The following is a 26,406-nucleotide window of genomic DNA, read 5'->3' as shown; positions in this document are numbered from 1 at the left end:
CGGCGATGTTTGTGGACAGAAGAGGGCCTGGCGGCCGGTGAAATAAGCCACGAGCCAATTTCGTGCCCTCACCTGGCCTTTCTCTGGCTAGGGGATGGCTGGGTGGGCCGCCAGGCCTCTCGTGTCCGTTGTTGGATTGCCCCAGCCGTGTGGGCTGCGGCGCTACGGGTTAGTTGTTGCCGAGGTTGGCCGCTACTTCAACAAGGGTGCGCAGCGCGTAGCCGGTTCCTTCCTTAGGCGTATGACCCCACGGTGCCTTGTTGTTGAAGGATGGACCGGCGATGTCGATGTGGCCCCAGGTTGGCTTGGAATCATCATCGTCCTTGGCGCCCACGAATTCGCGCAGGAACGCAGCTGCCTTGAGCATTCCGCCGTTGCGGTCCCCTGAGTTGCGCAGGTCTGCGGTGACTGAGTCGAGGTCCTTGCGGATCTCTTCTGGGATCGGCATGGTCCACAGCAGTTCGCCGGTGGACTCAGCAGCTGCCTCGATCGCGGAGGTCGCTTCCTCATCGCCCATGATGCCCGCGGTACGCTGCCCCAGAGCGACCAGCTGCGCGCCGGTCAAGGTAGCGATGTCCAGCAGCAGGTCTGGGTTTTCTTCCGAGGCCTTGGTCAGGCCATCGCCCAAGACAAGGCGGCCCTCGGCATCGGTGTTTGTGACCTCGACGGTGGTGCCTTTGTACATGGTCAGCACGTCACCTGGGCGGGTAGCGGAACCGGAAGGCATGTTCTCTGCCAGGCACAGCCAGCCGGTCACACGGGTTTCCAGGCCGAGCTCAGCAGCAGCCAAGACCGCATGCAGGGTAGTGGCCGCACCGGTCATGTCAGACTTCATCTCTTCCATACCTGGTGCTGGCTTGAGGGAGATGCCGCCGGTATCGAACGTGATGCCCTTACCCACGATCGCCAGGTGCTTAGCTTTCTTGGACGGCGTGTAGGAAACCTTGACCAGGCGCGGGCCACGCTCGGAGCCGCGGCCAACACCGATGATGCCTCCGAAACCCTCTTGGACGAGGCGTTTCTCATCCCACACCTCAACCTTGACCTTGGTGCCGGAGGCCTGCTCCTGAGCGTATTCGGAGAAAGTCTCCGGGAACAGGTCGGCGGGGGAGGTGTTGACGAGAGCACGGACCTGCTTGGCGTGGCGAGTCACGATAGCAGCACGCTCAACGATCTTCTTGACAGACTTATCGTTGGCCAGGCTCGTTGCGACAACAGCCTGCTCGAGCGGGTTGCCTTTAGCTGGCTTGGAAGACTTGTAGGCGCGGAAAGCCCACGAACCCAACGAGGCACCCTCAAGGGCGGCTGCCAGCAACTCCGGCTCTTCAGCAGGGAAACGCAACAGCGCCGTCTCACGCCCGGAAAGAGCGCGGGTCGCAACACCAGCCGCACGGCGCAGGTCCTCCGGTGTTGGGTCCGTCACAGAACCCAAACCAACAACAACCGCGAGCGAACCGTTATCGCCAGCACCCGGAACCTGGGCTACCTTGCCAGCATCAGCACTGAAAGCCAGCTCCTCAAGGGCCTGATCCAGACCCTCTGGAGCATCCCCCAGAACCACTGCCGCATCATTCTCGGCGCGAGCAACCCACACGGTCGCATCAGGTTTGAGGCCGAACTCGTCCGGGGCAATGACTGAAAGCGTGAAATCATCGATGGCGTGCACTGGTGTGAAATCTCCTTGTATGAATCGAGGAGGCCGAGAGATCTCGGCCACGAGTAGTAGCACGTGAATTGGGCCACTATCTCCAGCATATGCGCACCATGCACGCAGGTCGCGGGAACAAATGATGTTCCCGCTGTGTTATAGAAGCAGTAACGAATACCTCTCAAGCGAGGGCACGGCACGGAAGGAGCGTCTCACCAAGGTGTTAGGAGATGACATCATCGATGTGCACGGCAGGGCACAACAACAGATAGCAGGGGCCAACCTGCCTGTTGTCGTCCTGGTAGATGGTGCCTTCGATGCCGGCTCCGGGGTGCGCATGATGCGCCGGACAATCCGTAGTGAAATGGATGTGACACCTCTAGCCGAATTCGACTCCGACCTCCTGATCGACCACCGCGCCCGCCGCCCCCACATCACCTTCGAAAACGGCACGTTCAAGGACTACCGGGCACCACGCCTCGGCGTCGACATCGTCACCGATGAACTCGGCAACCAAGCGATCCTGCTCTGCGGCTCCGAACCGGTGATCGCATGGGAACGCGTCGTGATGGCGGTGACCGACCTGCTGGAATCAGTCGGATCCAACGAAGTATCCGTTGTGCACTCGATGCCGCTACCAGTCCCACACACACGCCCAGTTGTGGTGCGCGAACACGGTGACTCAGGCGGGCTAGAAAGCGGGCCATTCAGGCTTCCCGCATCGTTTTCACACCTGCTTGAAACCCGGCTGACCGAACACGGCTTCAACGTCAAAGGCATGACCATCCAGGTCCCGCATTACATCGCTGAATCCGACTATCCGGCCGCCGCAGTAGCCGGCCTGGACGCCATCGCGGCCCACGCCGGGATCTCCGCGCCCAGCGAACAACTACGCGAACTAGGGCGCGCCGTAGACGCCCAAATCGAAGAACAACTACACAACAACACCGAGGCGACCACCATGATCGAAGGCCTCGAGAAACGCTACGACATGGAAACCCCACTGCTGCGTTCCTCCACCGCGCTCGCCGAAGACGAATCCGAACTACCGGATGGCGACCAGATCGCGGCTGCGGCGCAAAAGTATCTGAGCAACGTATCTGACGCTTTCGTTGAAGACGCAGAAACCCTGGATCAACTCGAAGCCGCGCCACAAACATCAGAAGCCGGGCCACACACCTCAGGCGAGCACTCGGACGTTGGAGGCCAGCACACGGCTGCTGCAGACGAGCACACGGATGTTACAGACCAGCAGGCGGGCGAGCAGGCTGATGATGAATAAGACGAGCCGTGGCGCATGGCTCGTGTGGGGCGTTGCTGTTTTCGCCTACATGGTTTCTGTCACGCAACGCACGTCTTTCGGTGTTGCGGGTTTGGATGCAACAGAGCGTTTCAACGCAACGGCTGCCGTGCTGGGCACGTTCGGCGTCGTGCAGCTGGTTGTGTACGCCGCGCTACAGATCCCGGTCGGTACGCTGGTGGACCGGTTCGGTTCGCGCTGGATGATCGCGATCGGCGCGGTACTCATGGCGGCTGGTCAGTTTGTTCTGGCGCTAGCCAACGATGTTGTGCAGGGCTATGTGGGGCGCGTTTTAGTGGGTGCCGGGGACGCGATGACATTCGTGTCCGTGATGCGTTTGGTGCCGGCCTGGTTCGCGCCGCGAATGAACCCTGTGATGTCTCAACTGACGGGTACGTTGGGGCAAGTTGGTCAGCTGGTGTCCCTCTTCCCGGTCGCATTCCTTTTGGGCTGGCGCGGCTGGACCACAACGTTCGTTTCCCTGGCAGCAATGAGTGTTTTGGCGTGCGCGCTCACGGTCATCGCGGTGAGAGACTTCCCGGCAGGTAAGCGGCCTAGCCATTCCGGCGGGCAACGGCTCTCGCTTCTGAGCCAGATCAAAGCGGTAGCCGTGAGCCCGGGGACGTGGCTTGGGTTCTGGACACACTGGTTGGGCGCGTTCTCAATCAACGTGTTTTTGCTCGTATGGGGTTATCCATACCTGGTTTCCGGGATGGGCTATTCGCCAGCGCAAGCGAGCACTGTGATGAGTATGTTCGTGTTCGTCGCGATGGTGTTCGGCCCTATCCTCGGTGTTCTGGTTGCCCGCTTCCCGTACCGGCGTTCGCTCATGGTCATCCTGATCTCTATGGCAGGGTTAGCGTGCTGGGTCGCGTTGATCGTGTGGCCTGGCGGGGCGCCGCTGTGGATGAACTTCCTTGCCGCTTTCGTTTTGGCCTGCGGTGGCCCGGCATCGATGATCGCGTTCGACTTCACGCGCACGGAGAACCCTGCCCACGTTGCAGGAACGGCGACCGGCGTTGCGAACGTGGGCTCTTTCTCCGGTGGTCTTATCGCGATCGGCGGCGTGGGTTTTGTGCTCGATGCGGTGGCTGGCCACCCCGATGCCGCGGGGGCGGATGCCGGCGGTGCCCTCTATACGTTGGAAGGTTTCCAACTCGCGTTCACCGTGGTGCTGGCCATCTTTGTGATCGGGAATATCGGGTTCTTCATCTCTTTGCGCCTGGTACGGCGCCGCTACCCGGACTATGCGCCGCTGAGGCGAGTGTTCATGCAGCAAATACGCGCGCGCCGCCGGGTTAAATAAGGCAGGGCTAGACAGCTCAGGGCTAGGTATCAAGGCTAGAGGCCACAGGTCTACCTAGCGGTGGCAAGGCTCAGATAGAAAGCCTCGCACCGGCTGGTTGCCGGGGGTTCGGGAATCCACACACTCTTAATCCTCGGCTCGATATCCACTGTTTTATCGTGAGCGCACCACGGGCTTCATAGACCGGCTGGAATCGGTCTATGAGTATTTCCGATCTTTCCCCAGAAGCACATGAAGGCGCAGGGCCACGTGAAGAAACACGCGAAGAAACCAGCGTTGGTCGCAGGCGCATTGGGCATTTCCCCCACCTGATACGCGGTGTTGAACAGCGTTGTGAGCAACAGCCGCATCACGCGGTGGTTTTGATCCTGACTGATGAACATGACGTCTGGACTTCAACCGTTCGGTGTGATGCGTGGACACTGCAAGACCTTGAACGGTGCGAACGCGTTGTGCAACGAAGCGCCTCCCAAGCCCACCGCATCATCATAGGGCTCTATGACACGGCAGCAGCGGGGCGCAGATGGGCTGAAGCCTGTGCGCAGCGGTGGCCGAACATCGTGATGGCCTACGCGGTCGAAGAATCCCGGTGGTTCTCAAACAGTGCTCTTCAGGAAGGCGGGCACTGGGCACCGCACTACGCTGCGGTGCGCTCCACGGAACCGGTCAGCCATGCCACGGCACATTACTCAACCGCAGCCCGCGCCGCCAGCGTTGGCGGCGTGAAAGAGGCGTACGAGGTGCCTGAATGCGCGAAAGAGCTTTTCCGCGAGGCGCACCCGTGTGCGCAGCGGGAACGGGACCGCGCGCTCATGACCGGCATATGGCACATGGTGGATGTGTGGGAGTGGGTGCTCAAACAACATGAGATCCGCGAAACACAACCTGGGCCACACTCACACACGAGCGATCAATACGTTGGGGTGTGGACCCATTCACTCGTGCACGTGGTCGCCGCCGTATGCGCGCAGCTTGAAGTCACAACAGAGCGTGAACGCATGATCCAGCAGATCACGGTGCCGTGCAAACACGTATCCGAGGTCGAATACAGGGAGGTCTTCACGGGGCAGTGGGGCGGCCCGATGTCAGCTGATGGGCTTCGTGCCCACCGCTCCATCATCGAGTATGCATGCACGATGATCACGGCTACTGGCCGGGGCCCGCTAGCGATAGCACTCGCGATGCTGGCATGGATCGAATGGGCACTCGGGAATAGGGACAAAGCTATGCGAAACATCGAGGAGGCCCTTCGGTACGAAAGTCAGTTCACGAGCTTAGAAGAAACTCCGGAGCTGAGTACGTTTGTCCGCCACGTCAAAGAGGTGCTGGAAGCTAGGGCTTATCCGCGATGGATAGAAAGACCTCCAGGCGGGTGAGCGGGGCGCTCTTCCCGGTGCGAGGCGGGGCAGCGGCGAGTTGTATAAACGGGGCAGCGGAGGGTCGTATAAAAAATCTTTCGGGTCACGGGAACAAAAACGGTATAGCCGTGGTTGAACCTTAACGACCCTTCAGTTTCAGGGGCTATAACGCGGCTGAGCGTGCGCCAACTTACCTGGGACTTGACAGGGTCTTAGTAGCGTGAGCACCCCTTAGCCACGCACGAATCTTGCTGACCAGAAAGGGAACTCGTGCCAGCGAAGACCTCCTCGAAGTCAACGGACACCGCAACGGCGGAGCCGAAAGCCACTACGTCGAGCACGGCGAAGAAGACGCCAACTAAGAAGGCTGCTTCAACAAAGTCGACTGCGACGAAGGCGAGCGCAACCAAGACCGCAGCGACAAAGGCTTCTACCGCTAAGTCCGGTTCGTCCAAGACTGCAACGAAGAAGACGGCCGCAGCTAAGAGCACCGCGGCTAAGTCGAGCGCGGCAACGAAGACCACGGCAACAAAAAAGACGACGGCTACCAAGAAGACCGCCGCCAAGAGCACGGCTGCGAAGGCTACCGCTGCGGCTAAGAAGACCTCGACCGCCGCCAAGACCAAGGCCGCGGCAGCGAAAGCCGCCGAGGAAGCGGAAGAGACCGAAGAAGAAACGGCTAGCACCGCTAAGAAGACCACTGCCAAGAAAGTCACGGCCAAGAAGACTGCTACCCGTAAGCCGGCGGCTAAGAAGACGGCCGCCGCATCGGCTGCAAAGAAGTCCAAAGCTAAAGTTGAAGACGAAGAAGAACCGGACGAGTTCGTAGACGAAGACCTCGAAGACGACGACGATGCCGTCGATGAGGATCACGACCTCGAAGACGACGTCGATGAGGAAGACGAGGACGCCGAGAAGGACGAGGCCGAGCAGCGTCACGGCCAGGAAAAGCAAGGCGAATCCAAGTCCGGGAAAAAAGAAAACGAAGAGTCTAAGGGCTTCACCCTCACCACCAGCGACGAAGACGACGCACCGCAACAGCAGGTTACCGTCGCCGGCGCGACCGCTGACCCGGTCAAGGACTACCTCAAACAGATCGGTAAAGTCGCGCTGCTGACCGCGGCGGAAGAAGTCGATCTCGCGTTGCGTATCGAGGCGGGCCTGTTTGCCCAACATAAGCTCGACGAAGCGAAAGAAAAAGGCAAGCGCATGGATAAGCGCCTGCGCTACGACTACGAACAGATTGTTCACGACGGCCGCATCGCCAAGAACCACCTGTTGGAGGCGAACCTGCGCCTCGTCGTATCGCTGGCCAAACGCTACACCGGCCGCGGCATGCTGTTCTTGGACCTCATCCAGGAAGGCAACCTCGGCTTGATCCGCGCAGTCGAGAAGTTCGACTACACCAAGGGCTTTAAGTTCTCGACTTACGCAACCTGGTGGATCCGTCAGGCGATCACCCGCGCTATGGCAGACCAGGCCCGCACCATCCGTATTCCGGTGCACATGGTTGAAGTCATCAACAAGCTCGCACGCGTGCAACGACAGATGTTGCAGGACCTCGGCCGCGAACCGACCCCGGAAGAGCTCGCTAAAGAGCTCGACATGACCCCGGAACGCGTCGTTGAGGTTCAAAAATACGGTCGCGAACCGATCTCGCTACACACCCCGCTCGGCGAAGACGGCGATTCCGAATTCGGTGACCTCATCGAAGACTCCGAGGCGATCGTCCCAGCTGACGCCGTGTCGTTCACCCTCCTGCAGGAGCAGCTGCACACTGTGCTCGATACGTTGTCCGAGCGCGAAGCAGGGGTTGTGGCTATGCGCTTCGGCTTGACCGACGGCCAGCCGAAGACCCTCGATGAGATCGGCAAGGTCTATGGCGTGACCCGCGAACGCATCCGCCAGATCGAATCCAAGACGATGTCTAAGCTGCGCCACCCATCCCGCTCCCAGGTGCTACGCGACTACCTCGACTAGACACCAGAGGCAACGGGCGCAATAGACGCTTCGGGGCGGGCATCCAACAGGATGCCCGCCCCGAAGCGTTAACCAAAGAACTAAAACAGTTACATATCTGCGCGCTGATGCTCAGGGTAGTGCGCTTCACGCCCGTGAATGAAACGCCACAAATGACCCGTCACGACTTTCTCCAAGCGTTCAAGGGACTCCTCGTTTGAAGCGTGGTGCGTCACCGCAACGCCACGTTCCGGCTCGCACACCAGCAACGTGTAGTTCGATTCATCGGGCGTTGTGCCGTCATCAGTGAAAGCCAGCCTTGTGCCAGCCTCAGCATCGGAACTTACGAAACGTGCACGGTCAGGCCCGCCATCCGGGTCAGGCTTGACCCGGGTCAAGTGGGACAGCAGCTGCTTTACGTAGCGTTCGGGCCGCTCGGTCTCAACGAAGAGGGAGGACGTCAGCACGGGTTCACCTTAATGGGATAGGAGTCTTGCTGGGATAAGACTGGGTACGGAAGCTCGCCGCTGGCACTGCTTATGCCTGCGTTGAGGCATTAACTAGGCGTTGACGGTCAGCTGATCCGATTCATCCAGCCATTCGCTGGTTTGTGGGCGCAGGGATTCTTCAACCGCGCGGGCGTGGTGCGCGCAGAACAACAGCTGCCCGCCGGAAGCCAATGTGGCGCGGATGTAGGCTTGAGCGCCGCACTTATCGCAACGATCAGCGGTAGTGAGCTCTCGAGTTGCTGTCGCGTTCATAAGATCCTCCTATAGCTAACGCAGAATCTGTAGCTACTTACTGTAACCATGCGAGCCCAGAACACAGTCCCGCGGCGTGCCGAATTTCACCACTGGCGTATCCAGGCCTGTAGTGCGACTCGGCTATGCGACTTTAGTTGCACTTCCTTGACGCTACCGAACCTTATTCTTGAAGTGTAGGTTCCTTAGGGTAGAGGGCCTCACAAGAGGCTACATAGAAGTTCTCACCAGATTCAGTACAGTTCCCTGCGAAAGGCATTATCGTGTCCCAGCGATCCGAGTATTCGGCCCGCCATTTGTCAGTCCTTGAAGGGCTTGAGGCGGTTCGTAAACGCCCGGGCATGTATATCGGCTCAACCGATTCGCGCGGCCTCATGCATTGCCTGTGGGAGATTATCGATAACTCGGTCGATGAGGCTCTGGCTGACTTCGCCTCGACAATCACCATCACGATGCACGCGGACGGTTCAGTCGAAGTGTCCGATGATGGCCGCGGCATCCCGGTGGATGTTGAGCCTCGCACGGGGCTCTCTGGCCTGGAAGTGGTCTTCACTAAGTTGCACGCTGGCGGTAAGTTCGGCGGCGGTTCCTACACCGCATCAGGTGGTTTGCACGGTGTTGGTGCATCCGTTGTCAACGCGCTCTCATCGCGCCTGGACGTCGAGGTTGACCGGGGTGGGAAGACCTACCGGATGCAGTTCCGCCGCGGAGAACCAGGCGCCTACACCGATAAGGGGCAGCCGAAGCCCGATGCCCCGTTCACCGCTTACAGTGAGCCACGGCAGCCCGAGGTGGTTGGTAAAGCTAAGCGCGGGGTCACTGGAACTCGGGTCCGTTATTGGGCCGATCCGCAAATATTCACCCCGGATGCCGCGTTCGATGTGACCGCTCTTGAGCGTCGCGCCCGCCAGACCGCGTTCCTGGTTCCGGGCCTGCGCATCGTGCTGCGTGATGAACGCCGCCTCCAACAGGCTGACGGAACCAGGGCTGAGATCACCGAAGAGGTCATGCAGTATGACGGCGGACTTGTCGAGTTCGTTGATCACCTCGCCGTGGACGCTTCCGTAACTGATACGTGGAAGCTGCAGGGCAGCGGGACCTTCACGGAATCCGTGCCGGTCCTGGATGAGCAGGGGCATGCGAGCATGCAAGACGTCGAGCGGACCTGCGATGTTGACATCGCGCTACGTTGGGGGATCGGCTACGACACGACCGTGCGCTCTTTCGTCAACATCATCGCGACCCCGAAGGGCGGCACGCACCTTGCCGGATTCGAAAACGGGTTGACGCGCGCTGTTCGTGACGCGATCAAAACGAATGCGCGCCGGCTGAAAGCAGGCGATGACAAGCCTGATAAGGAGGACGTGCTGGCTGGGCTGACCGCGGTCGTGACCGTGCGTTTGGCTGAGCCGCAGTTCGAAGGCCAAACCAAGGAGGTTTTGGGTACATCCGCGGTGCGCCAGATTGTTTCCCGTGTGGTGACGCAGGGCATCAAGGAGAAACTTTCAGCGCGGGGCCGCCAAGATAAGGCGCAAGCCACGGCCGTGATGGAGAAGGTCGTCAACGAGATGAAGTCCCGCATCTCGGCGCGCAAACATAAGGAAACTCAGCGGCGCAAGACCGCCCTGGAGTCCTCATCGTTGCCGGCCAAGCTTCTGGATTGCCGCACTAAAGACGTTGAGCGTTCCGAACTGTTCATTGTTGAGGGTGACTCCGCGCTCGGCACCGCGCGTTTGGCGCGTTCCTCGGAGTTCCAGGCCCTGTTGCCTATCCGAGGAAAGATTCTCAACGTTCAGAAAGCCTCGGTTGCGGACATGCTCTCTAACGCTGAGTGTGCAGCGATCATCCAGGTGGTTGGGGCGGGTTCTGGCCGCACGTTTGAACTCGATCAGGCGAGGTATCAGAAGGTCATCATCATGACGGATGCTGACGTTGATGGCGCTCACATCCGCACGCTGTTGTTGACGCTGTTCTACCGGTATATGCGCCCGATGGTCGAGGACGGCCGTGTCTACGCCGCTGTCCCTCCGTTGCACAGGATTGAGATTGTGCACCGCGGTTCAAAACCGAATGAGGTGCTCTACACCTATTCGGAAGCTGAACTGCACCAGGTTTTGAAGCGTATCGAAGAAGAGGGCCTGTCCTATAAAGAGCCAATCCAGCGTTATAAGGGCTTGGGCGAGATGGACGCAGAGCAGCTAGCGGAAACAACCATGGACCGGCATACCCGCACACTACGCCGAGTGCGACTTGAAGAAGCGTCATCAGCCGAGCGGATCTTCGACTTGTTGATGGGCTCAGATGTTGCACCGCGCAAGGAATTTTTGATCGAATCTGCAGACCGACTTGAGAAGGAACAGATCGACGCATGAGCCCCATAAAACCCCTTTTTAACAAGCTGTTCAACAAACGCGAGGAACGTCTACCGTTGACGCCCAACGGTGTGCTTCCCGAGGGTGAGTACTACACGCTCTTATGGGGCATCGCTGACTCGTACGGCGGTATGACGACCGTCTCACTTGAACGCACGAGCGCGTTCGCTCGCGAAGACAACCGCTACGTCACGATTCTGACGTTTGACCCCAAGCTGGATCCGGAAGAACGCGGCGAACGTTTGCGTTCCCAGGGGTTCCTGGATGAGCGTGTCCAGATCCGTAACGTGTGGCATGACCTGCGCGCCTGGCCAGATGCGATGCTGCAACGGATGGCCGGTAAGCAGAAACCGGACCAAGCAAGTGCATCGGACATTCTGGAAGCGCCTGCTAAAAAGCGTGACCGACGCGGTATTAAGTTGGAGTGCCGCAACGCTGAAGGGAAGCTGCTACAACGCGACTTCTATTCCGAGCAGGGCAATATTGTGCTCAGTGACCGCCTCGATATGAAAACCAAGGGCGAGCCAGCCGGCAGGCGCCTCGCCCTGTTCAACAGCAAGGGCGAGGTCATCGCTCAGTGGACTTCCGCGACCAGCATGTATATGGCCTGGATGGACGTCGTACTTGATGGCAAACGCAGCTACATCAACGTGGATTCGGCATTCGCCGCTAACCTATTCCACCGCTACCGCCGCAAGAATGTGGTTGTGACGAGCGTTCTGCACAACAACCACTTGGCGCGTGATCCCAAAGTTGAGGGGGAGCTGTATAGGAGCAAGTTCCCGCTGTTCAAAAACATCGGCGCCTACGATGCTTTGATCACGCTGACACAGAATCAACGCCGCGATCTGATTGAGATCGGCTTCCCAGCCGGGAACTTGCACCGTATCTCAAACCCCACCGAAGACCTCGACGGGGATACCGAAAAGCCTCGTGATCCGCGGTTCGGGGCGACGCTGGCGCGGCTGGTTTCGGTTAAACGCGTGGACCACAGCATCAAGGCGGTAGCGCTTGCAGGCCACGACGTCCCGGGACTCAAGCTGGATATCTACGGTGAGGGCGATGAACGCGATTCTCTGGCTGAGCTGATCGAAGAGTCAGATACGTCGGCAACGATCACGTTGAAGGGACACGATCAGAAAGCCAAAAAGGTTTATCTGGACGCCTCGTTCAGTCTCTTGACGAGCGTTTTCGAAGGCCAAGGGCTCGTCGTGCTCGAAAGCATGTCTGCCGGCTGCATCCCGATCGTCTACGACATCAAATACGGGCCAGCCGAAATCATTACCGACGGCGTGGACGGTTTCCTAGTCCCGCCCGGCGATGTTGAAGCATTGGCCCAAACGGTGGCCAAAGTGGCAACCATGAGCCAGGAAGAACTCACCACGATGAGGAGGGCGGCCCGCAAGCGTGCCGCAGACTTCTTCGAGCCAAACATTGTGCGCGAATGGGGTCAGGTGCTCGCTGAGTTACCCTTCGGTGCGATCAACCGGGCGGCCTTCACCGCCAACGCTGAATCGGTCGAGTTCACCGGCGCGACCGAAGCGGAGCCCGTGGGCATCGATCCAGAGGGTTCATTCGAGGTCAAGATCAAGGTTGAGGCCACTGAACGCGGGGAAGCCATCGATGTGCCTGAGCTTGAGGATCTTGCGCTCGCGTGGACTTTCCGTGGCACTAAGCTCTACCGCCGTGTGCCTGCGCGCATCGAAGGCGATACCGTAACCGCTACTATCCCGATGGAAACCTTCGCACGGTTGCCGAAAGGCGTTGTCGACTTCAGCCTCGTGTTCCGTACCGGACGGCGCCTGTATCAACCACGCGTGGCAGCCGGCAACGTGAAGCTACCGCTGGATTCCGGCCGGATGCGAGCCTATTCAACGGAACAGGATAATCTGAGCGTCCGGCTCCGTGCGGTTGAGTCAAGCGACAGCGCTGCAGCCTGATCTAGGTCAACCTAGTGGTGGGTCGGCCCGCCTACTGGGGTAGAGGTCTACTAGAGCACAGGTTCACTGAGTCCAGGTCTTGAGCCGTTTGCCGGTTGAGGCGGCTGTGGACCAGTGCCCTAGAAGCTGGTCGTTGATCGCATCCCACGTGCGGTCCGCGACCGATTCGGAGCCTGCCTGCGCGATCTTCGCGGCCCACTCTGGCCTGGCCAGAAGCTCTTCGACGTGGTGCCGTAGCCCTAACAGATTCCCGGGCTCATACAGCAGGCCGGTTATCCCGTCTTCGATCAGGTCAAGCGGCCCTCCGGCTGCGACCGAGACGACCGGGACCCCAGCGGCCTGGCCCTCCTGGATCACCTGGCAATAGGTTTCGTACGGGCCGGTGTGGACCAAAACATCGAGCCCTGCCATAGCCGCCCCGACCGTGTGCGCTTGCTGCAGGCCCATCATGTGCGCCCCAGGCAACGCGGCGGTAACCAGGCTGCGAGCTGGGCCGTCACCGATCACGGCGAGGTCCGCATCGAGCCGTGCCCGCGAGCCTGAACCGCCATGTGCTCCTGCGCCAAGTAAGACCGCGAGATCTTCGACCTGCTTCTCGGGAGCTAACCGGCCCACGAAGCCGACGATCGGGCGACCGCCCAGGCCGATCCCGTGGCTGTTCCACCAAACGCGGCCCTCCGCACGGCGGGCAGGGGAGAAGTTCGCGTGGTCCACGCCGCGTCCCCACATGCGCAAACGGCCAACGCCTAATGCACTCAACTGTTGGGCTGAAGCCGAACTTGGCACCAGGTTCGTGTGCGCGCGGGAATGGATGCGACGCAGCTGAGATAGAGCAAGTGTGCGCAGCGCCTCGGCGCCGTAGCGGCTAACATATGCGGGAATATCGGTTTGATACGCCGCGACGATAGGGATGCCCAGGCTCTTGGCGGCAGAGGTTCCAGCGTGCCCCAGCCACATGGGGGAGGCCGCGTGGACCACATCGGGGTTGAAGCGGGAAATGACCGGCCGCAACGCGATGTTGGTCACGGTTGATGCCGTGAAGCTGTTGTAGCCGGGGACAGCGAGTGCGGGGACCTGATACACGTCGATGTCTTCGATGCGCGTAAAACGTGCAACCCAGGAGGGCGTGGGGGATGGTGCGATGACGAGTACGTCGTGGCCGGCATCACGGGCGTGATGGGCGGCTCGTCTGGCTGTATTCGATACGCCGTTGACGTGGGGTGGATAGGACTCGGTGATAATGCAAATCCTCACGCTTTGATCTTCGCTGAGCTAGGTTGCTTGAGGCTCAGTTCGATGTGAAAGATGCGTGAACTTTTGACCCGCGGCGACGGGCTGTGGACGGGGTGAGTGACGCTGCGCACACGGGTTACCAGTGAATTGCGTGAGAATCCATGCAGCAGTGGGCATAAACGTATATGTGAGGTATGCCATGGACGCACTCGGGGGAAGCTACAAAGCGGAAACATAGGTAGAAAAACCCTATAATTAGCAGTTAATAGGGCATCCAGCGTTGCCTGCTGATCATGGTTCTACAACTTGTAGAAATCAGCCGTGATAATTAGCGTGGAACTGTCTGGATGGACAGGTTTCTAGACCTGCTGAACCGCACCTTCATGCGAGAGGACGGGCTCCACTATGGACCCAGTATTAGATCCGGTCTTGATCGGCCGGTGGCAATTCGGCATCACCACCGTCTATCACTTCTTGATGGTCCCTCTAACCATTGGTCTGGGTGTTCTTGTAGCCACACTTCAGACGCTGTGGTACAAGACGGGCAAGGAGCAGTATCTGCGCTCCACGAAGTTCTGGGGAAAGCTATTCCTCATCAACTTCATCATGGGTGTTGTCACCGGTATCGTCCAGGAATTCCAGTTCGGTATGGCCTGGAGCGAATACTCCAAGTTCGTCGGTGACGTCTTCGGTGCCCCGCTCGCTATGGAAGCGTTGCTGGCGTTCTTCGTCGAATCCACATTCCTTGGCTTGTGGATCTTCGGCTGGAAGCGCCTGCCGAAAGGTTTCCACCTCGCAACTATCTGGATCGCGGCACTGGCCACATGGCTGTCCGCCTACTTCATCCTCGTCGCGAACTCCTTCATGCAACACCCGGTGGGCGTTGAGCTCATCGATGGACGCGCCGTGATGACTGACCCAGTTGCGGTGTTCACTAACAACACCGCGATCGTGACCCTGCTCCACACGATCTTCGGTTCCCTCGCTGTAGCCGGTGGCTTCCTGCTCGGTATCTCCTGGTTCCACCTCTACCGTCGCCGCCGCGACGGCATCGACACCGTGGACGCCAAGGGCTACGTCGTGGTGGGTGAAGACCCAGCCAAGGGTGCCGGCCGCGATAAGACCGACTACAAGGTGTGGCGCAGTTCCTTCCGCCTTGGCGGGTGGGTTGCCCTCGTCGCTTTCTTAGGTGTCGCATTCTCGGGCCACTCTCAAGCTCAGCTGATGATCTATCAGCAGCCCATGAAGATGGCTTCCGCGGAAGCCGCATGCCACGACGGTACCGGCTTCTCCGTTTTGTCTTTCGGTGACCTCGGCTCCGACGGTAAGACGACCTGTGAGAACGTCACCACGACCATCGAAATCCCTGGACTGCTTTCCTTCCTGGCTCACGACAACTTCACGACCCCGGTCAAGGGCGTGAACACGTTGATCCCTGAATACCAGGAGAAATACGGAACCCACCTGCCGGATAACCCGATGTATGGCAAGTACGCGGGTACCGAGATCGACTATCAGCCGATCATGGCTGTGACGTACTGGGGCTTCCGTCTCATGATCACCTTCGGTGGCCTCGCAGCAGTTGCTGCGGCCGTTGGCTTGTGGCTGGGACGTAAGGGCACGGTCCCGGATAATAAGTGGCTCTCGCGTTTGGCAGTACTTTCGATCGGTGCCCCGTTCGCCGCGAACAGCGCTGGCTGGATCTTCACCGAGATGGGCCGCCAGCCATTCGTGGTCGCCCCAGCACCGGACGGTAACGACGGCGTGTTCATGTTCACCGCCGCAGCACTGTCCCCAGGGGTCAGCGCGGGCGAGCTGTTGACATCGACGATCCTGCTGACCGCCGTCTACGGCGTGCTCGCAGTCGTTGAATGCGTGTTCCTCTTCCGCTACGCACGCGGCGGCACACCGTCCGCGATGCCGGAAAATGACCACAACTACGATCCGAATATCGACGAGCACAACGACGACGCACCGAAGCGTAACGCTGACGACGACGTCCTCGCGTTCGCGTACTGATCACCTGGACACTGAGGAATCTGGACACTGAGGAATAAACACCATGGAATTTTTACCAACTCTCTGGTTCATCCTGATTGCCGTCCTGTGGATCGGTTACCTCTTCCTTGAAGGGTTCGACCTCGGCGTCGGAATGCTGTTCAAATCGTTTGCGAAGAACGAGCGCGACCGCCGCGTTATGCTCAACACGATCGGTCCGGTGTGGGACGGTAACGAAGTGTGGCTGCTGACAGCTGGTGGCGCGACCTTCGCTGCGTTCCCGAACTGGTATGCGGCACTGTTCTCCGGCCTGTACCTACCGCTGACGCTTGCGTTGCTCGCACTGATTCTGCGCGGTGTATCGATCGAGTACCGCGGTAAAACCAATTCGACACGTGGCCGAGCTTTCTGGGACTGGTGCATGGCTGGAGGGTCGTTCCTCGCGGCGTTCTGTGTGGGCGCGATGCTCGCACTGACCTCAACCGGTTTGCCACTGGATGCACACGGCAACCGTGTGGGCCACGCATTCGTATGGCTCAACGGCTACGCCGTGCTCGGTGGACTCGCAGTGGTTCTGTTCTCCTACGTCCACGGCCTCACCTTCGTTGCGCTCAAGACCGATGGCGACATCCGCCAACGCGCAGAGGCCCGTTTGGCGCGCATGTTGCCGTGGGCTTTGATCCCGGTGGCCGCGTGGGCTGTTGTGGTTGTGGTCGGTACCGGAACCACGTGGGCCTGGGCACCACTTGTACTTGCTGTTGTGGGTGCGTTGGCGGCAACCTTCTTTGCGTTCAAGCGGCGCGAAGGCTGGACGTTCATTTCACTCGGCGCCACCCTGGTTACTGGTGTCGCCGCGATCTTCGGCAGCCTGTTTCCGAACGTGCTGCCATCCACCGTTGATCCAGCGTTCAACCTCACGATCTACAACGCGTCCTCGACCGAGAACACGTTGCTGATCATGTCCATTGTGGCGGCGATCGGTGTCCCGATCACTCTCGCATATCAGAGCTACACCTATTGGGTGTTCCGCAAGCGCATTTCGGCGCACCACATTCCGCCTCAGCACTTTGTCACGAGCGTGGTGTGATTCTTGCGCCCTGAATTGCCTCAAGGTACCTCTCGCGGTGCTCTTCTGGCGCTCGGGGCCGTAGCGGCGGCTCGCGCCGTCGGGTTGATCGCGTTGATGTCCGCACTCGCGGCGGGCATCGCGCACGTGGCGGCAGGCCACCAACTCGACGTCGCGAGCCTTCTGCTTTACGGCCTCGGCGGCGTTGTCCTGCGGGCCGCGGCTACGTGGGCCTCGCGTGTGATCGCGGTGCGGGCAGCAGTTGATGTCAAAGAGTCGCTGCGAGCCCGGCTCGTTGAGCACCAGCTCAACAATGCAAGATCAAGCAACAACGCAGGATCAAGTAGCAATGCCGGATCAAGCAACAACGCCGGGGCAGGCGAATCCGGTGGGGTAGCGAAAGGAAGTGCTACCAGCCACAGCGAGGCCTCCGCGACGGTTGTCGCTTCCCGCGGGCTCGATGGCTTGGATTCCTTCTTCCGGGACTATCTGCCGGCCCTCGTGGCAACCGCGGTGATCCCACTGGCCGTGTTGGCCCGTGTTGTGTGGGCGGACTGGGTTTCCGCGCTCATCATCGTGTTGACGATCCCGCTCGTGCCAGTGTTCATGGCGCTGATCGGGTGGCATACCGAAGAGCGCATCCAGCAGGCCCAAGACGGGTTGGACCGTCTATCGCATCACCTCAGTGAGCTCGCGCGCGGGCTGCCTGTTCTTGTTGGTTTGCGCCGCGCCGATGCTCAGCGGCGCGCCCTGTTCGATGTTTCGGAGAAATACCGCCTCAGTACCGCTAAGACTTTGCGCGCGGCGTTCATGTCTTCCTTCGCGCTTGAGTTGATCGCGACCATCTCGGTTGCGTTGGTTGCGGTGTTCATCGGTGTGCGGCTTGTGTGGGGCCAGTTGAGTCTTGAAGACGGCCTGGTCGCTTTGATGCTCGCGCCGGAGGCCTACATGTCCTTGCGAGCCGTGGGTGCCGGCTTCCACGCATCCGAAGACGGGGTCGCGGCCCTCAAGCGCGTCAATGCGATCCTTGAGCAGGAGTCCGTGAGCGATTCCACGGAGGATGCACCCGCCGGCCCGCGCACGGCACATGGCTTGCACACAGCGCCTGCGGCCCCAGATGCTGGCGTCTCGGTGAGCGGGCTACGGGTGGTCCGGGGTGGCGGGCGTGAATCCGTGGGGCCGGTGACCTTCGACGCTCTGCCGGGGACTGTCACGGCTCTGGCCGGGCCTTCTGGCTGCGGTAAGTCCTCGGTGCTCGCTGTGCTCGCCGGGGTCGCTCACGCGCAACTTGCCACGGCTTGTGAGGGCCGTGTCGCAGGCCTCGACGTGGTAAGCGGAACGGAATCCGAACCGCACGATGCCGCGCAGCCGAGGCCTAGAGGTGTCGCGTTCCAGGCGCCGAATTTTTCGCAAGAGACCCCGCGGGCTGAACTAGCCTTAGCGTTGGCCGAACCAGTCCAGCTAGGAGCTACCGCTACGGAAGCGGGCGTTGATGGTGTCGGCGAGGATGTGGCCGCGCTGTTACCAAGCCACGCGTGGGATCGGCCGATCTCGGAGCTTTCGCCGGGGGAGAAGCGCCGGCTTGCGGTGATGCGGGCGGTCACGAATCTGCGCTCGGCACGTCAAGCCTCGAGCGCGGCGCACGGCACGGCCGCTGGCGGAACACGCGACGGGCAAGCGCCTGGCCTGCTGGCTTTGGATGAGCCGACAGCCCATCTTGACCCGGTCTCGGCCCAGCGCGTACGGCAGCTGATCCGGGCAGAAGCAGACAGCGGCAACATCGTGGTGATCGCGACCCACGACCCGGCCGCGAGGGCGATCAGTGATGCCTTCCTCACCTGGGAGAGGGCAGGAGCCGAACCCATCTACACCGCAGGGACACCAGCGGAAGCGCTTCCGGGGCGACCCGTCGGGCACGGCGTTGCCCAGGCCAACGGGGCCAACGCTGTCCATGCCAACGGTGCCAAGGCTGCCAACGACGCCGGCGCTGCGACAGACTCCACGGGCACGTTCCCGAAGCAAACACGAACCACGGACGCCCAACCGGCGAGTACGCCTCGCTGGGGCCTTCCGTGGCGGATCCTGCCGTGGGGTAAAGCCGCTCTATGGGGTGCGGCGGCACTTGGTGCGCTATCGGTCCTGTCCGGCGGGGCGCTCACGGCGGTGTCCGGTTGGCTTATCGTCTATGCCTCCCAACAACCGCCCATCATGTACCTCATGGTTGCGATCGTGGGTGTGCGCTTCTTCGGTTTGCTTCGTTCCACGCTGCGTTATGCCGAACGAAACGTGACACACAACGCGGTGCTCGCGTGGGCTTCACGGCTCCGCGTTGCGGTCTGGGACGCCCTAGGCTCCAATATTCTGGGTTGGCAGCGGCTCAACCGGCCAGGTGGGGCGGCGGGCACGCTCATCGCTGAGGTCGATGAGATTCGCGATACGGTCCCGCGCGTCATCGTCCCGATCCCGGCGGCGGTCGCTGCGGTGCTCGCAACCTGTTTGGCGTCCTGGCTCGTGATCCCGTCCCTGGGGTGGATGTTGCTCACGCTCCTGGTGTTAGGGCTTGTGGTTGCCCCGCTCACCACGCTAGCGGTTGAGCGCAGGGCTACAGCCGTCATGGCTGAACACAGGGTCCGGGTCGCCGAGCAGACCGGCCGCATCATGGCGGCAGCCCCAGACATCGCGGCACACAACGCGGTGGCTCGCCACGTTGCGTGGTTCCGAAGCAGCGATGAGTTGGTCAGCCGCGCGGTCCGCCGCGAGGCGCTCGGCTCGGGGGTGGGGGAGGGACTCGCCTCCCTCCTGGGCGGATGCGCCGCGATGGCCGCGCTCGTACTGGGTGCCGCCGCAGGCGCTGATCCGCGCCTGCTCGCACTCGCGGTGTTGCTGTTGCTCGCGGTTGATGAGCCGCTCGGCCAGCTCGCTGAAGCGCTGAGACAGGTACCGGTGCTCAGCTCGATGCTCGCTTCAGTCGCCCCATACCTGGAGAACCGTTCGGTCACGGCTATCGAGACTGAACCAGAGCCTCATGAAGAGGCGCCGGCCGGTGCTGATGCTGCGCATCGTGTGGATAGTGTGCGTGTGCGGGATCTGAGTGCCGCTTACGCTCCAGAGGATCCGCCGGTGTTCGGGCCGGTCTCAGGTGGGGTCGAACAAGGCGAAATGTGGGCCGTCACGGGGCCTTCAGGTTCCGGTAAGTCCACGATGATCGCTGTGATGCTCGGTTTCCTCACGCCCCGCACGGGCACGGTCCAGGCCCGTACGGATGGCGCGTGGGTCACCCTTGCCCAGGCCCCCGATGCGGCAGCTGGCTCCCCAGGGAACGTATCCGAGGCGGCTTTGGCTGGCCTCGCGTGGTGTCCGCAGGACGGGTACGTGTTCGACTCCACGGTGCGCGGTAACCTCGCGCTTGGCCGCGATAAAAGTAATCCGGTCTCGGATGCGGAAATGTACGCGGCTCTAGAGCGGGTAGGCCTGGGGCCGTGGGCCGCTCACCTGCCCGACGGCTTGGATACCCTCACCGGTGCTGGCGGCAGATTCATGTCTGGCGGTCAACGGCAACGGCTCGCTGTGGCTCGAACACTGCTTGCTGGTGCGCGCGCGATCATCCTCGATGAACCGACCGCCCACCTTGGCGAGGACGAAGGCCAAGCCCTCATCGACGATGTCCGCTCAGGCGCCCACGACGTCGCCTTGGTGTTGGTGACCCACGATCAGGAGCTGGCAGCCCAGGCGGAGAGCATCACGCGGCTATAACGTCCACGCAGGTTTGCTACTTCTCTTTGTTCCCGCGTAGGTCCACCCGGTTGCCGGGTTCGATCGATACGCCATCGTCATCGAACGGCAGCGAATCCATCTCCGGCTGGACCGGGGCACGGCGTTGCGATGAGGCGGAACGTTGCGACGGCGCCGGTTGCTTCGTAGCTGGTTTGACCGACTCAGTCTCGGCAGTGTCAGCCGCCGCAGTGTTTGCCGAAGCGGTGCCAGCTGCGGCTTCAGCGCCGGCCGCAACCGCGTCGTCGGCCGGCTTGAGCGCAACCGAAGAACTAGCCGGGCCCATGATGTCAACGGCTTGTGTCAACGGGACACCGGAACCGTCGCGGCGGCCGTATTCCAGCGGCAACGCGCGGGCCATACCGCCCTTGGAAGCGCCACGAGCAGGCCCAGCACCGACCCACGCGGCCACAAGGTGGTCTTCGCCCTTAAGGAACCGGTGCGCGCGAACACCCATCGTGCCGCGACCCTTCGCCGGGAACTCCACCAGTGGCGTGACTTTAGCGGAACCGCCCTCGGCACCAGGGAGCGGTTCAGGGCCGTCCGCAATCGTGACCGCCACCGCATCGGCCTCGTTAAGAACAACACCGAAGAACAACGCGGTATCTTTAGCCCCCAGCTTGATGCCGGCAACACCGCCACCGGTACGGCCCTGCGGGCGGACCTTATCCGCGCCGAAACGCAACAGCTGAGCCTCACGCGAAACGAACACGAGCTCCGCGGTATCGGGGCACGTGGCGGCGCCGATCACCTCGTCGCCGGCCTTCAACGTGACCGCAGGCCATTCATCGGTTGTGACTGGGTAGTCCGGGTTCACACGTTTCACAACGCCGTGGGCGGTCCCCAGAGCGAAAACCTCATCCAGCGGGAGCGCGGCGATGATCTTTTCGCGGCGCTCAACAGCCATGAACTCGGTCGCGGCCACACCATCACCCAGTGGGACACCGTTAGAGCCAGGCAGAACCTGCGGGATCTCAACCACGCTGATGCGCGCCATCCGTCCCGTGTTCGTGAGCAAACCGATGTGGCCGCGCGCGGTTGTCGGCACAAGGGAAGCGATCACGTCATGGCGGGAACGCCGCTGACCCAAAACCTCGTCCCGGCCGTGTGTGCGCACCAGCTTGCCGGTGGCAGAGAGCACAACGAAACACTCGGTGTCAGCAACCTGCATCGACATCGGCTTCTTCGCCGAGCCCGCGCCCTCATCCGGCTCCGGCATCACCGTGCCAGCCAGTGGAACATCCTTCGGTTTAGCCATCAGAACCGTGCGGCGAGGGGAGTGGTGGCGCTCAGCAACCTCGGCGAGCTCACCGGAAACCAGCTCACGCAGTTTCGCATCCGAACCGAGGATCCCCTCGAGGTAAGCGATCTCCTCTTCAAGTTTCTTCTTCTCAGCCTCAAGCTCAACCTGAGAGAACTTGGTCAGCTGACGCAAACGCAACTCAAGGATGTGATCAGCCTGCGGCTCGGATAGCGAGAACCGCTCACGCAATGCGGCGCGGGCGCTCGCGGTGTCCTCAGAGTCCCTGACAATCCGGATCACCTCATCGATATCGAGGATCGCAATCAGCAAACCCTCAACCAGATGCAACCGATCCTTGCGTTTAGTGTGGCGGAACTGGGTGCGGCGGCGCACCACATCCAGACGGTGATCCACATACACCTGCAGCATCTCAAGCAAACCGAGCTGCCGCGGCTGGCCATCCACCAACGCAACGTTGTTGATGCCAAAGGAATCTTCCATCGGCGTGTGCTTATACAAAGCCGCAAGCACGGCGTTGGGGTTGAAGCCGGTCTTCAGCTCAATCACCAGACGCAAACCGTGGTGCCGGTCCGTCAGGTCCACAACATCGGAGACACCGGTGAGTTTCTTCGCATCCGCGGCGTCCTTGATCTTCTCGATGACCTTCTCCGGGCCCACACCATAGGGCAGCTCGGTGACCACCAGCGCCTGCTTGCGGGCGGTGACCTTCTCCAACTCAACCTTGGCGCGGGTCCGGAACACGCCGCGGCCCGTCTCATAGGCCTTCTTCACCCCATCCAAGCCCACGATGGTCCCGCCAGAAGGCAGGTCCGGGCCCGGGATGAACTTCATGATGTCTTTCAGGCTCGCATCAGGGTTCTCGATCAAATGCCGTGCACCAGCGATCACCTCGCCCGGGTTGTGCGGGGCGATATTGGTGGCCATACCCACCGCGATACCGGAAGAACCGTTGACCAAAAGATTCGGGAAAGCTGCCGGAAGCACTTCCGGCTGCACAAGCCGGGAATCATAGTTCGGAACAAAATTGACCACGTCCTCATCGAGGTCATCGGTCATATCGATCGCGGAATCAGCCAGCCGCGCCTCCGTATAGCGGGCAGCGGCCGGACCGTCATCGAGCGAGCCGAAGTTACCGTGCCCATCAACCAGCGGCAAACGCAACGAGAACGATTGCGCCATGCGCACCATCGCATCGTAGATCGCGGCATCACCGTGCGGGTGCAGCTTACCCATGACCTCGCCGGTCACACGCGCGCTCTTGACGTGGCCCTTGTTCGGCGCCAGGCCCATCTGCCGCATCATGTAGAGGATGCGGCGCTGAACCGGTTTGAGGCCATCGCGGGCATCCGGCAGGGCGCGCGAATAGATCACCGAATACGCGTATTCGAGGAAGGACGCCTCCATCTCGCTGGTGACATCCACATCGATGATGTGTTCCTCAACCTCTTCCCACGCAGCCTTCGCTTGCGCGGCCGCTGTTCCCTTGGAACGCGTTGCGCCTTTGGAACTCTTCGACGAGGTCGCCATGCTGTCCTTCACTCACCGTTGATTTGTCTTGTTTCGCGTGCATGCTAACCATCGCAGCTGGCGGGCGGGTTCCCAAAAATGGGAAAAGTTCACCCAACGCTCAGATGATCACGCTATATTCACTTTATGGCCTCCGTAGCGCAGAACCCGGGATCTGACACTCCGTCGACGTATCCATCGCATTGGGAAGCCGATGTGGTGCTTCGCGACGGCTCGACCGCCCATGTGCGTCCTGTGACGCCCGCGGACGCTGATGGTTTGCAGCAAATGCATTCCCAGCAGTCTGAACGATCTATCTATTTGCGTTACTTCACGTATAAGTCCAAGCTCACCGATAAAGAGCTGCGGAACTTCACGGAGGTTGATCACTATAACCGTGTGTGCCTCGTGGTGGAGCGGCGCAACGAGATTGTAGGTGTTGGTCGTTTCGATCGGCTCGGGGCCAAGTTCGGCGGTAGCGAGTCAGAGGCTGAGGTCGCGTTCAACATCCGCGATGACTTCCACGGCCGTGGCCTGGGCTCGATTCTGCTTGAACACTTGGTGACGGCGGGCCGTGAGTTGGGTATCGAGCGTTTCACAGCGGAGGTTCTTCCGGAGAACCGTGCGATGCTCACGGTGTTCATGCAGGCCGGTTTCGATATTTCGCGGCGTTTTGAAGACGGCGTTGTGATGGTCGATTTCCCGATTGACCCTACGGATCGTTCGCGTGAGGTCATGGAGGCGCGCGAGCACCGTGCTGAGGCGTTGTCGCTGGCTGCTTTGATGCGTGCTGAATCGGTTGCTGTGGTGGGTGCGATCAACAAGCCGGGTTCGGTGGCAGGTGCTGTTGCGCAGAATATCCGTTCGGCAGGTTTCACGGGGACGCTGTACTGCGTTGACCCGTATCTTGACAAGCTCGAAGCCCTCGATTCGTCCGCTGGGGATGAGGCGGTGGCTTCTGGCTGTGTTGCCTCGCTGCGAGATATCGAGGCATCCGTCGATGTGGTGGTTGCCGTGCAGCGGCCTGCTGATGTGATGGAGGTTGTTGAGGATGCCGCTGCGGTGAATGCCCGCGGTCTTGTGGTGATCTCGTCTGGTTTCCACACTCCTGAAGCGTTTGAGATTCAGCGAAAGCTGGTGCATGCGGCACGTAACTACGGTATGCGCGTGATTGGCCCGGCATCGCTGGGTTATGGCAATAATGCTTCCGATGTGCGTCTGCACGCATCTGTTTCCACACCGGTATCGCCTGCTGGCGGGGTTGGGCTTTTCAGCCATTCGGCGGCTTCCGGGATCATGCTTGAAGCGGCCGCTCAGCGCCGTGGCATCGGTATTTCTTCTTGGGTCAATTCCGGTAACCGCGCGGATGTTTCGGGTAATGACCTGATGCAGTACTGGGAAGATGACGAAGCGACCAGCGTGGTCGCGATGTATCTGGAGAGCTTCGGTAATCCGCGTAAGTTCACCCGTTTGGCGAGCCGTCTTTCAGCGACGAAACCTGTGATTGTCGCGAAGTCGGAGACGATGGGCCTGGTCTTGCCTCCTGGGCATGCGGTGCGTCAGCTCGGCGCCCCGGTAGGTGTGGTGGACGCGATTTTGCGGCAGGCCGGCGTTGTACGTGTCGCTACGCAGGACGAGCTCATGGATACCGCGCTGTTGTTCTCTACCGCCGGTGTTCCGAAGGGTAATAAGGTCGCGCTGGTTTCTAATTCGGCGGCACTTGCGATGACGGCGGCGGATTTGGCTGGCCAGAACGGCCTAGAGGCTATCAGCACGGATTCTTCGCTGTTGCTGGCTGGTGTTTCGGACCCGGCCGCGCTCGTGACGGAAGCGATCCAGAAGGCACTTGAGAACGACGAGGCCGACGCTGTAGCTGTTGTGTTGCTTCCCGCTGTTGGCGTGAATCATGAGGCGCTCGCCGACCGGGTCGCTGAGAGCCTCGGCTCTACTGATAGGCCGGTTGTCGCGTGCCTGATCGGTGTTTCGGGTGCTGAGACTCCAGGTACTGACCGGGGCGGGCGCGTCACGGTGTTTGCGACCTTGTCCACGATGTTCAGAGCACTGGGGCACGGCGCTGAGTATTCGGCGTGGCAACAACGCGATTGGGGTGTTCCAGCCCCGCCGGAAGGCATCGATATCGCGGCGGCGCGTGCCTTGGTTGATAAAGCTGTCGAGGGTATCGAGGGTACCGGGATGGGGCGGCTTTCCGCTGATGAGACCGCGGAGCTTCTGGGCCACTACGGTTTGACGGTGGTTCCGGCCACGACCTTCGAAGACGTCGAAGAAGGTGTGGCTGCCGCTAACGAGTACGGATATCCGGTTGCGCTTAAGGTCGCCTCGGGGCACCTTCGGCACCGCATGGACATGGGCGGAGTCCGGCTGGGCATCACGTCTGAGGAGGAGTTGCGCCAAGCGGTTGAACAGATGCGTGAAGACATCGCGGTGACGCGTGAAACACGGCTTGAAGTCCAGCCGATGGTGGACCGCGGTCAGGCGTGCACGGTGATTTCGATCGAGGACCCGCTGATGGGCCCAGTGGTTTCGTTCGGTTTGAGCGGAGATGCCGTGGATCTGCTCGATGACTGGGCGCACGCGACACCTCCGCTTTCACCGGGAATCCTTGAGGACATGGTGTCTAGGCCTAAGACCGCGCAGAAGCTGACCGGCTATCACGGGTTGCCGCACTTCGATACCGAAGCGCTCAAAGACACTCTGCACCGCATCTCTGAGTTGAAGGAACAACACCCGGAGGTTGTGCGGATGGAGTTCGTCCCGCTCCAGGTCATGGAAGACGGCGTTGCGGTGCTCTCTGCGGCGATTTATGTGGGGAACCCGGATCAGCGCACCGATTCGGCACGCCGCTCGATGAGCATCCCGCAACGCTAGCGAGTCCACGCATGCTTAGCCCGGCACATAGACTGGGG

Annotated in this window: 15 protein-coding genes; 10 read left to right on the top strand and 5 right to left on the bottom strand. The window is 60.9% G+C overall.

Features of this window, described 5'->3' with window-relative positions; genetic code table 11:
• Window positions 1–169 precede the first annotated feature (169 nt).
• Window positions 170–1,666: a leucyl aminopeptidase gene (locus J2S67_RS05480; RefSeq protein WP_310247018.1), complete on the bottom strand. Its 1,497-nt coding sequence runs from the start codon at window positions 1,664–1,666 to the stop codon at window positions 170–172.
• 202 nt (window positions 1,667–1,868) lie between these two features.
• Between J2S67_RS05480 and J2S67_RS05475 the strand changes: the two genes are divergently transcribed.
• The 4 genes from J2S67_RS05475 to J2S67_RS05460 all read left to right on the top strand — a co-directional run bounded on the left by J2S67_RS05475 (window position 1,869) and on the right by J2S67_RS05460 (window position 7,592).
• Complete coding sequence (locus tag J2S67_RS05475) at window positions 1,869–2,930, top strand: PAC2 family protein (protein WP_070507092.1); 1,062 nt, start codon at window positions 1,869–1,871, stop codon at window positions 2,928–2,930.
• Complete coding sequence (locus tag J2S67_RS05470) at window positions 2,920–4,254, top strand: MFS transporter (protein ID WP_310247016.1); 1,335 nt, start codon at window positions 2,920–2,922, stop codon at window positions 4,252–4,254. Before J2S67_RS05475 ends, J2S67_RS05470 begins: the two co-directional genes overlap by 11 nt.
• 200 nt (window positions 4,255–4,454) lie before the next feature.
• Window positions 4,455–5,630 (top strand): hypothetical protein, encoded by a 1,176-nt coding sequence (locus J2S67_RS05465; RefSeq protein ID WP_310247014.1) that lies wholly within the window; start codon window positions 4,455–4,457, stop codon window positions 5,628–5,630.
• A 252-nt stretch (window positions 5,631–5,882) separates the two neighbouring features.
• Window positions 5,883–7,592 carry an RNA polymerase sigma factor gene (locus tag J2S67_RS05460; RefSeq protein WP_310247012.1) on the top strand — a complete coding sequence of 570 codons (1,710 nt, stop codon included), beginning with the start codon at window positions 5,883–5,885 and terminating at the stop codon, window positions 7,590–7,592.
• Between the two features lie 89 nt (window positions 7,593–7,681).
• On the opposite strand, the gene J2S67_RS05455 is transcribed toward J2S67_RS05460, so the two are convergent.
• Complete coding sequence (locus tag J2S67_RS05455; protein ID WP_070490494.1) at window positions 7,682–8,038, bottom strand: DUF2218 domain-containing protein; 357 nt, start codon at window positions 8,036–8,038, stop codon at window positions 7,682–7,684.
• A 93-nt stretch (window positions 8,039–8,131) separates the two neighbouring features.
• Window positions 8,132–8,332, bottom strand: coding sequence for a DUF7455 domain-containing protein (locus tag J2S67_RS05450; protein WP_035754512.1), 201 nt, complete (start codon window positions 8,330–8,332; stop codon window positions 8,132–8,134).
• A gap of 263 nt (window positions 8,333–8,595) precedes the next feature.
• On the opposite strand from J2S67_RS05450, the gene J2S67_RS05445 reads away from it, so the two are divergent.
• Complete coding sequence (locus J2S67_RS05445; RefSeq protein ID WP_310247009.1) at window positions 8,596–10,704, top strand: DNA gyrase/topoisomerase IV subunit B; 2,109 nt, start codon at window positions 8,596–8,598, stop codon at window positions 10,702–10,704.
• Complete coding sequence (locus J2S67_RS05440; RefSeq protein ID WP_310247007.1) at window positions 10,701–12,644, top strand: glycosyltransferase; 1,944 nt, start codon at window positions 10,701–10,703, stop codon at window positions 12,642–12,644. The genes J2S67_RS05445 and J2S67_RS05440 overlap by 4 nt, the downstream gene beginning before the upstream one ends.
• 63 nt (window positions 12,645–12,707) lie before the next feature.
• On the opposite strand, the gene J2S67_RS05435 is transcribed toward J2S67_RS05440, so the two are convergent.
• The gene (locus tag J2S67_RS05435; protein ID WP_310247006.1) at window positions 12,708–13,898 is read right to left on the bottom strand and encodes a glycosyltransferase family 4 protein; all 1,191 of its coding nucleotides are present in this window, start codon (window positions 13,896–13,898) and stop codon (window positions 12,708–12,710) included.
• A 384-nt stretch (window positions 13,899–14,282) separates the two neighbouring features.
• Between J2S67_RS05435 and J2S67_RS05430 the strand changes: the two genes are divergently transcribed.
• From J2S67_RS05430 to cydC, 3 genes are read left to right on the top strand one after another with little or no spacing between them, the layout of a single operon-like run.
• Window positions 14,283–15,896: a cytochrome ubiquinol oxidase subunit I gene (locus tag J2S67_RS05430; RefSeq protein ID WP_310247005.1), complete on the top strand. Its 1,614-nt coding sequence runs from the start codon at window positions 14,283–14,285 to the stop codon at window positions 15,894–15,896.
• Between the two features lie 43 nt (window positions 15,897–15,939).
• Window positions 15,940–16,962 (top strand): cytochrome d ubiquinol oxidase subunit II, encoded by a 1,023-nt coding sequence (cydB, locus tag J2S67_RS05425; protein WP_310247002.1) that lies wholly within the window; start codon window positions 15,940–15,942, stop codon window positions 16,960–16,962.
• Between the two features lie 15 nt (window positions 16,963–16,977).
• Window positions 16,978–20,694, top strand: a complete 3,717-nt coding sequence (gene cydC / locus J2S67_RS05420) for a thiol reductant ABC exporter subunit CydC (RefSeq protein ID WP_310247001.1) — start codon at window positions 16,978–16,980, stop codon at window positions 20,692–20,694.
• A 16-nt stretch (window positions 20,695–20,710) separates the two neighbouring features.
• Here cydC and J2S67_RS05415 read toward each other — a convergent pair whose 3' ends face one another.
• Entirely contained in the window at window positions 20,711–23,503 is a 2,793-nt protein-coding gene (locus J2S67_RS05415; protein WP_084590313.1) for a DNA gyrase/topoisomerase IV subunit A, read from the bottom strand.
• Between the two features lie 126 nt (window positions 23,504–23,629).
• Between J2S67_RS05415 and J2S67_RS05410 the strand changes: the two genes are divergently transcribed.
• The gene (locus tag J2S67_RS05410) at window positions 23,630–26,368 is read left to right on the top strand and encodes a bifunctional acetate--CoA ligase family protein/GNAT family N-acetyltransferase (protein WP_070507081.1); all 2,739 of its coding nucleotides are present in this window, start codon (window positions 23,630–23,632) and stop codon (window positions 26,366–26,368) included.
• The last annotated feature ends 38 nt before the right edge of the window (window positions 26,369–26,406 follow it).

The organism is Pseudoglutamicibacter albus, assembly GCF_031458175.1.
In the GTDB taxonomy this organism is placed as follows: Bacteria; Actinomycetota; Actinomycetes; order Actinomycetales; family Micrococcaceae; genus Pseudoglutamicibacter; species Pseudoglutamicibacter albus.
Note: the sequence above shows the minus strand (reverse complement) of the source record. Positions and strands in the feature narration are given on the sequence as shown.

Bases quoted from the DNA above. Each gene is read 5' to 3' on its own strand.
- J2S67_RS05470 (WP_310247016.1), top strand. From the start codon at position 2,920: ATGATGAATAAGACGAGCCGTGGCGCATGGCTCGTGTGGGGCGTTGCT.
- J2S67_RS05465 (WP_310247014.1), top strand. From the start codon at position 4,455: ATGAGTATTTCCGATCTTTCCCCAGAAGCACATGAAGGCGCAGGGCCA.
- J2S67_RS05450 (WP_035754512.1), bottom strand. From the start codon at position 8,332: ATGAACGCGACAGCAACTCGAGAGCTCACTACCGCTGATCGTTGCGAT.
- J2S67_RS05440 (WP_310247007.1), top strand. From the start codon at position 10,701: ATGAGCCCCATAAAACCCCTTTTTAACAAGCTGTTCAACAAACGCGAG.
- J2S67_RS05430 (WP_310247005.1), top strand. From the start codon at position 14,283: ATGGACCCAGTATTAGATCCGGTCTTGATCGGCCGGTGGCAATTCGGC.
- cydB (WP_310247002.1), top strand. From the start codon at position 15,940: ATGGAATTTTTACCAACTCTCTGGTTCATCCTGATTGCCGTCCTGTGG.
- J2S67_RS05415 (WP_084590313.1), bottom strand. From the start codon at position 23,503: ATGGCGACCTCGTCGAAGAGTTCCAAAGGCGCAACGCGTTCCAAGGGA.
- J2S67_RS05410 (WP_070507081.1), top strand. From the start codon at position 23,630: ATGGCCTCCGTAGCGCAGAACCCGGGATCTGACACTCCGTCGACGTAT.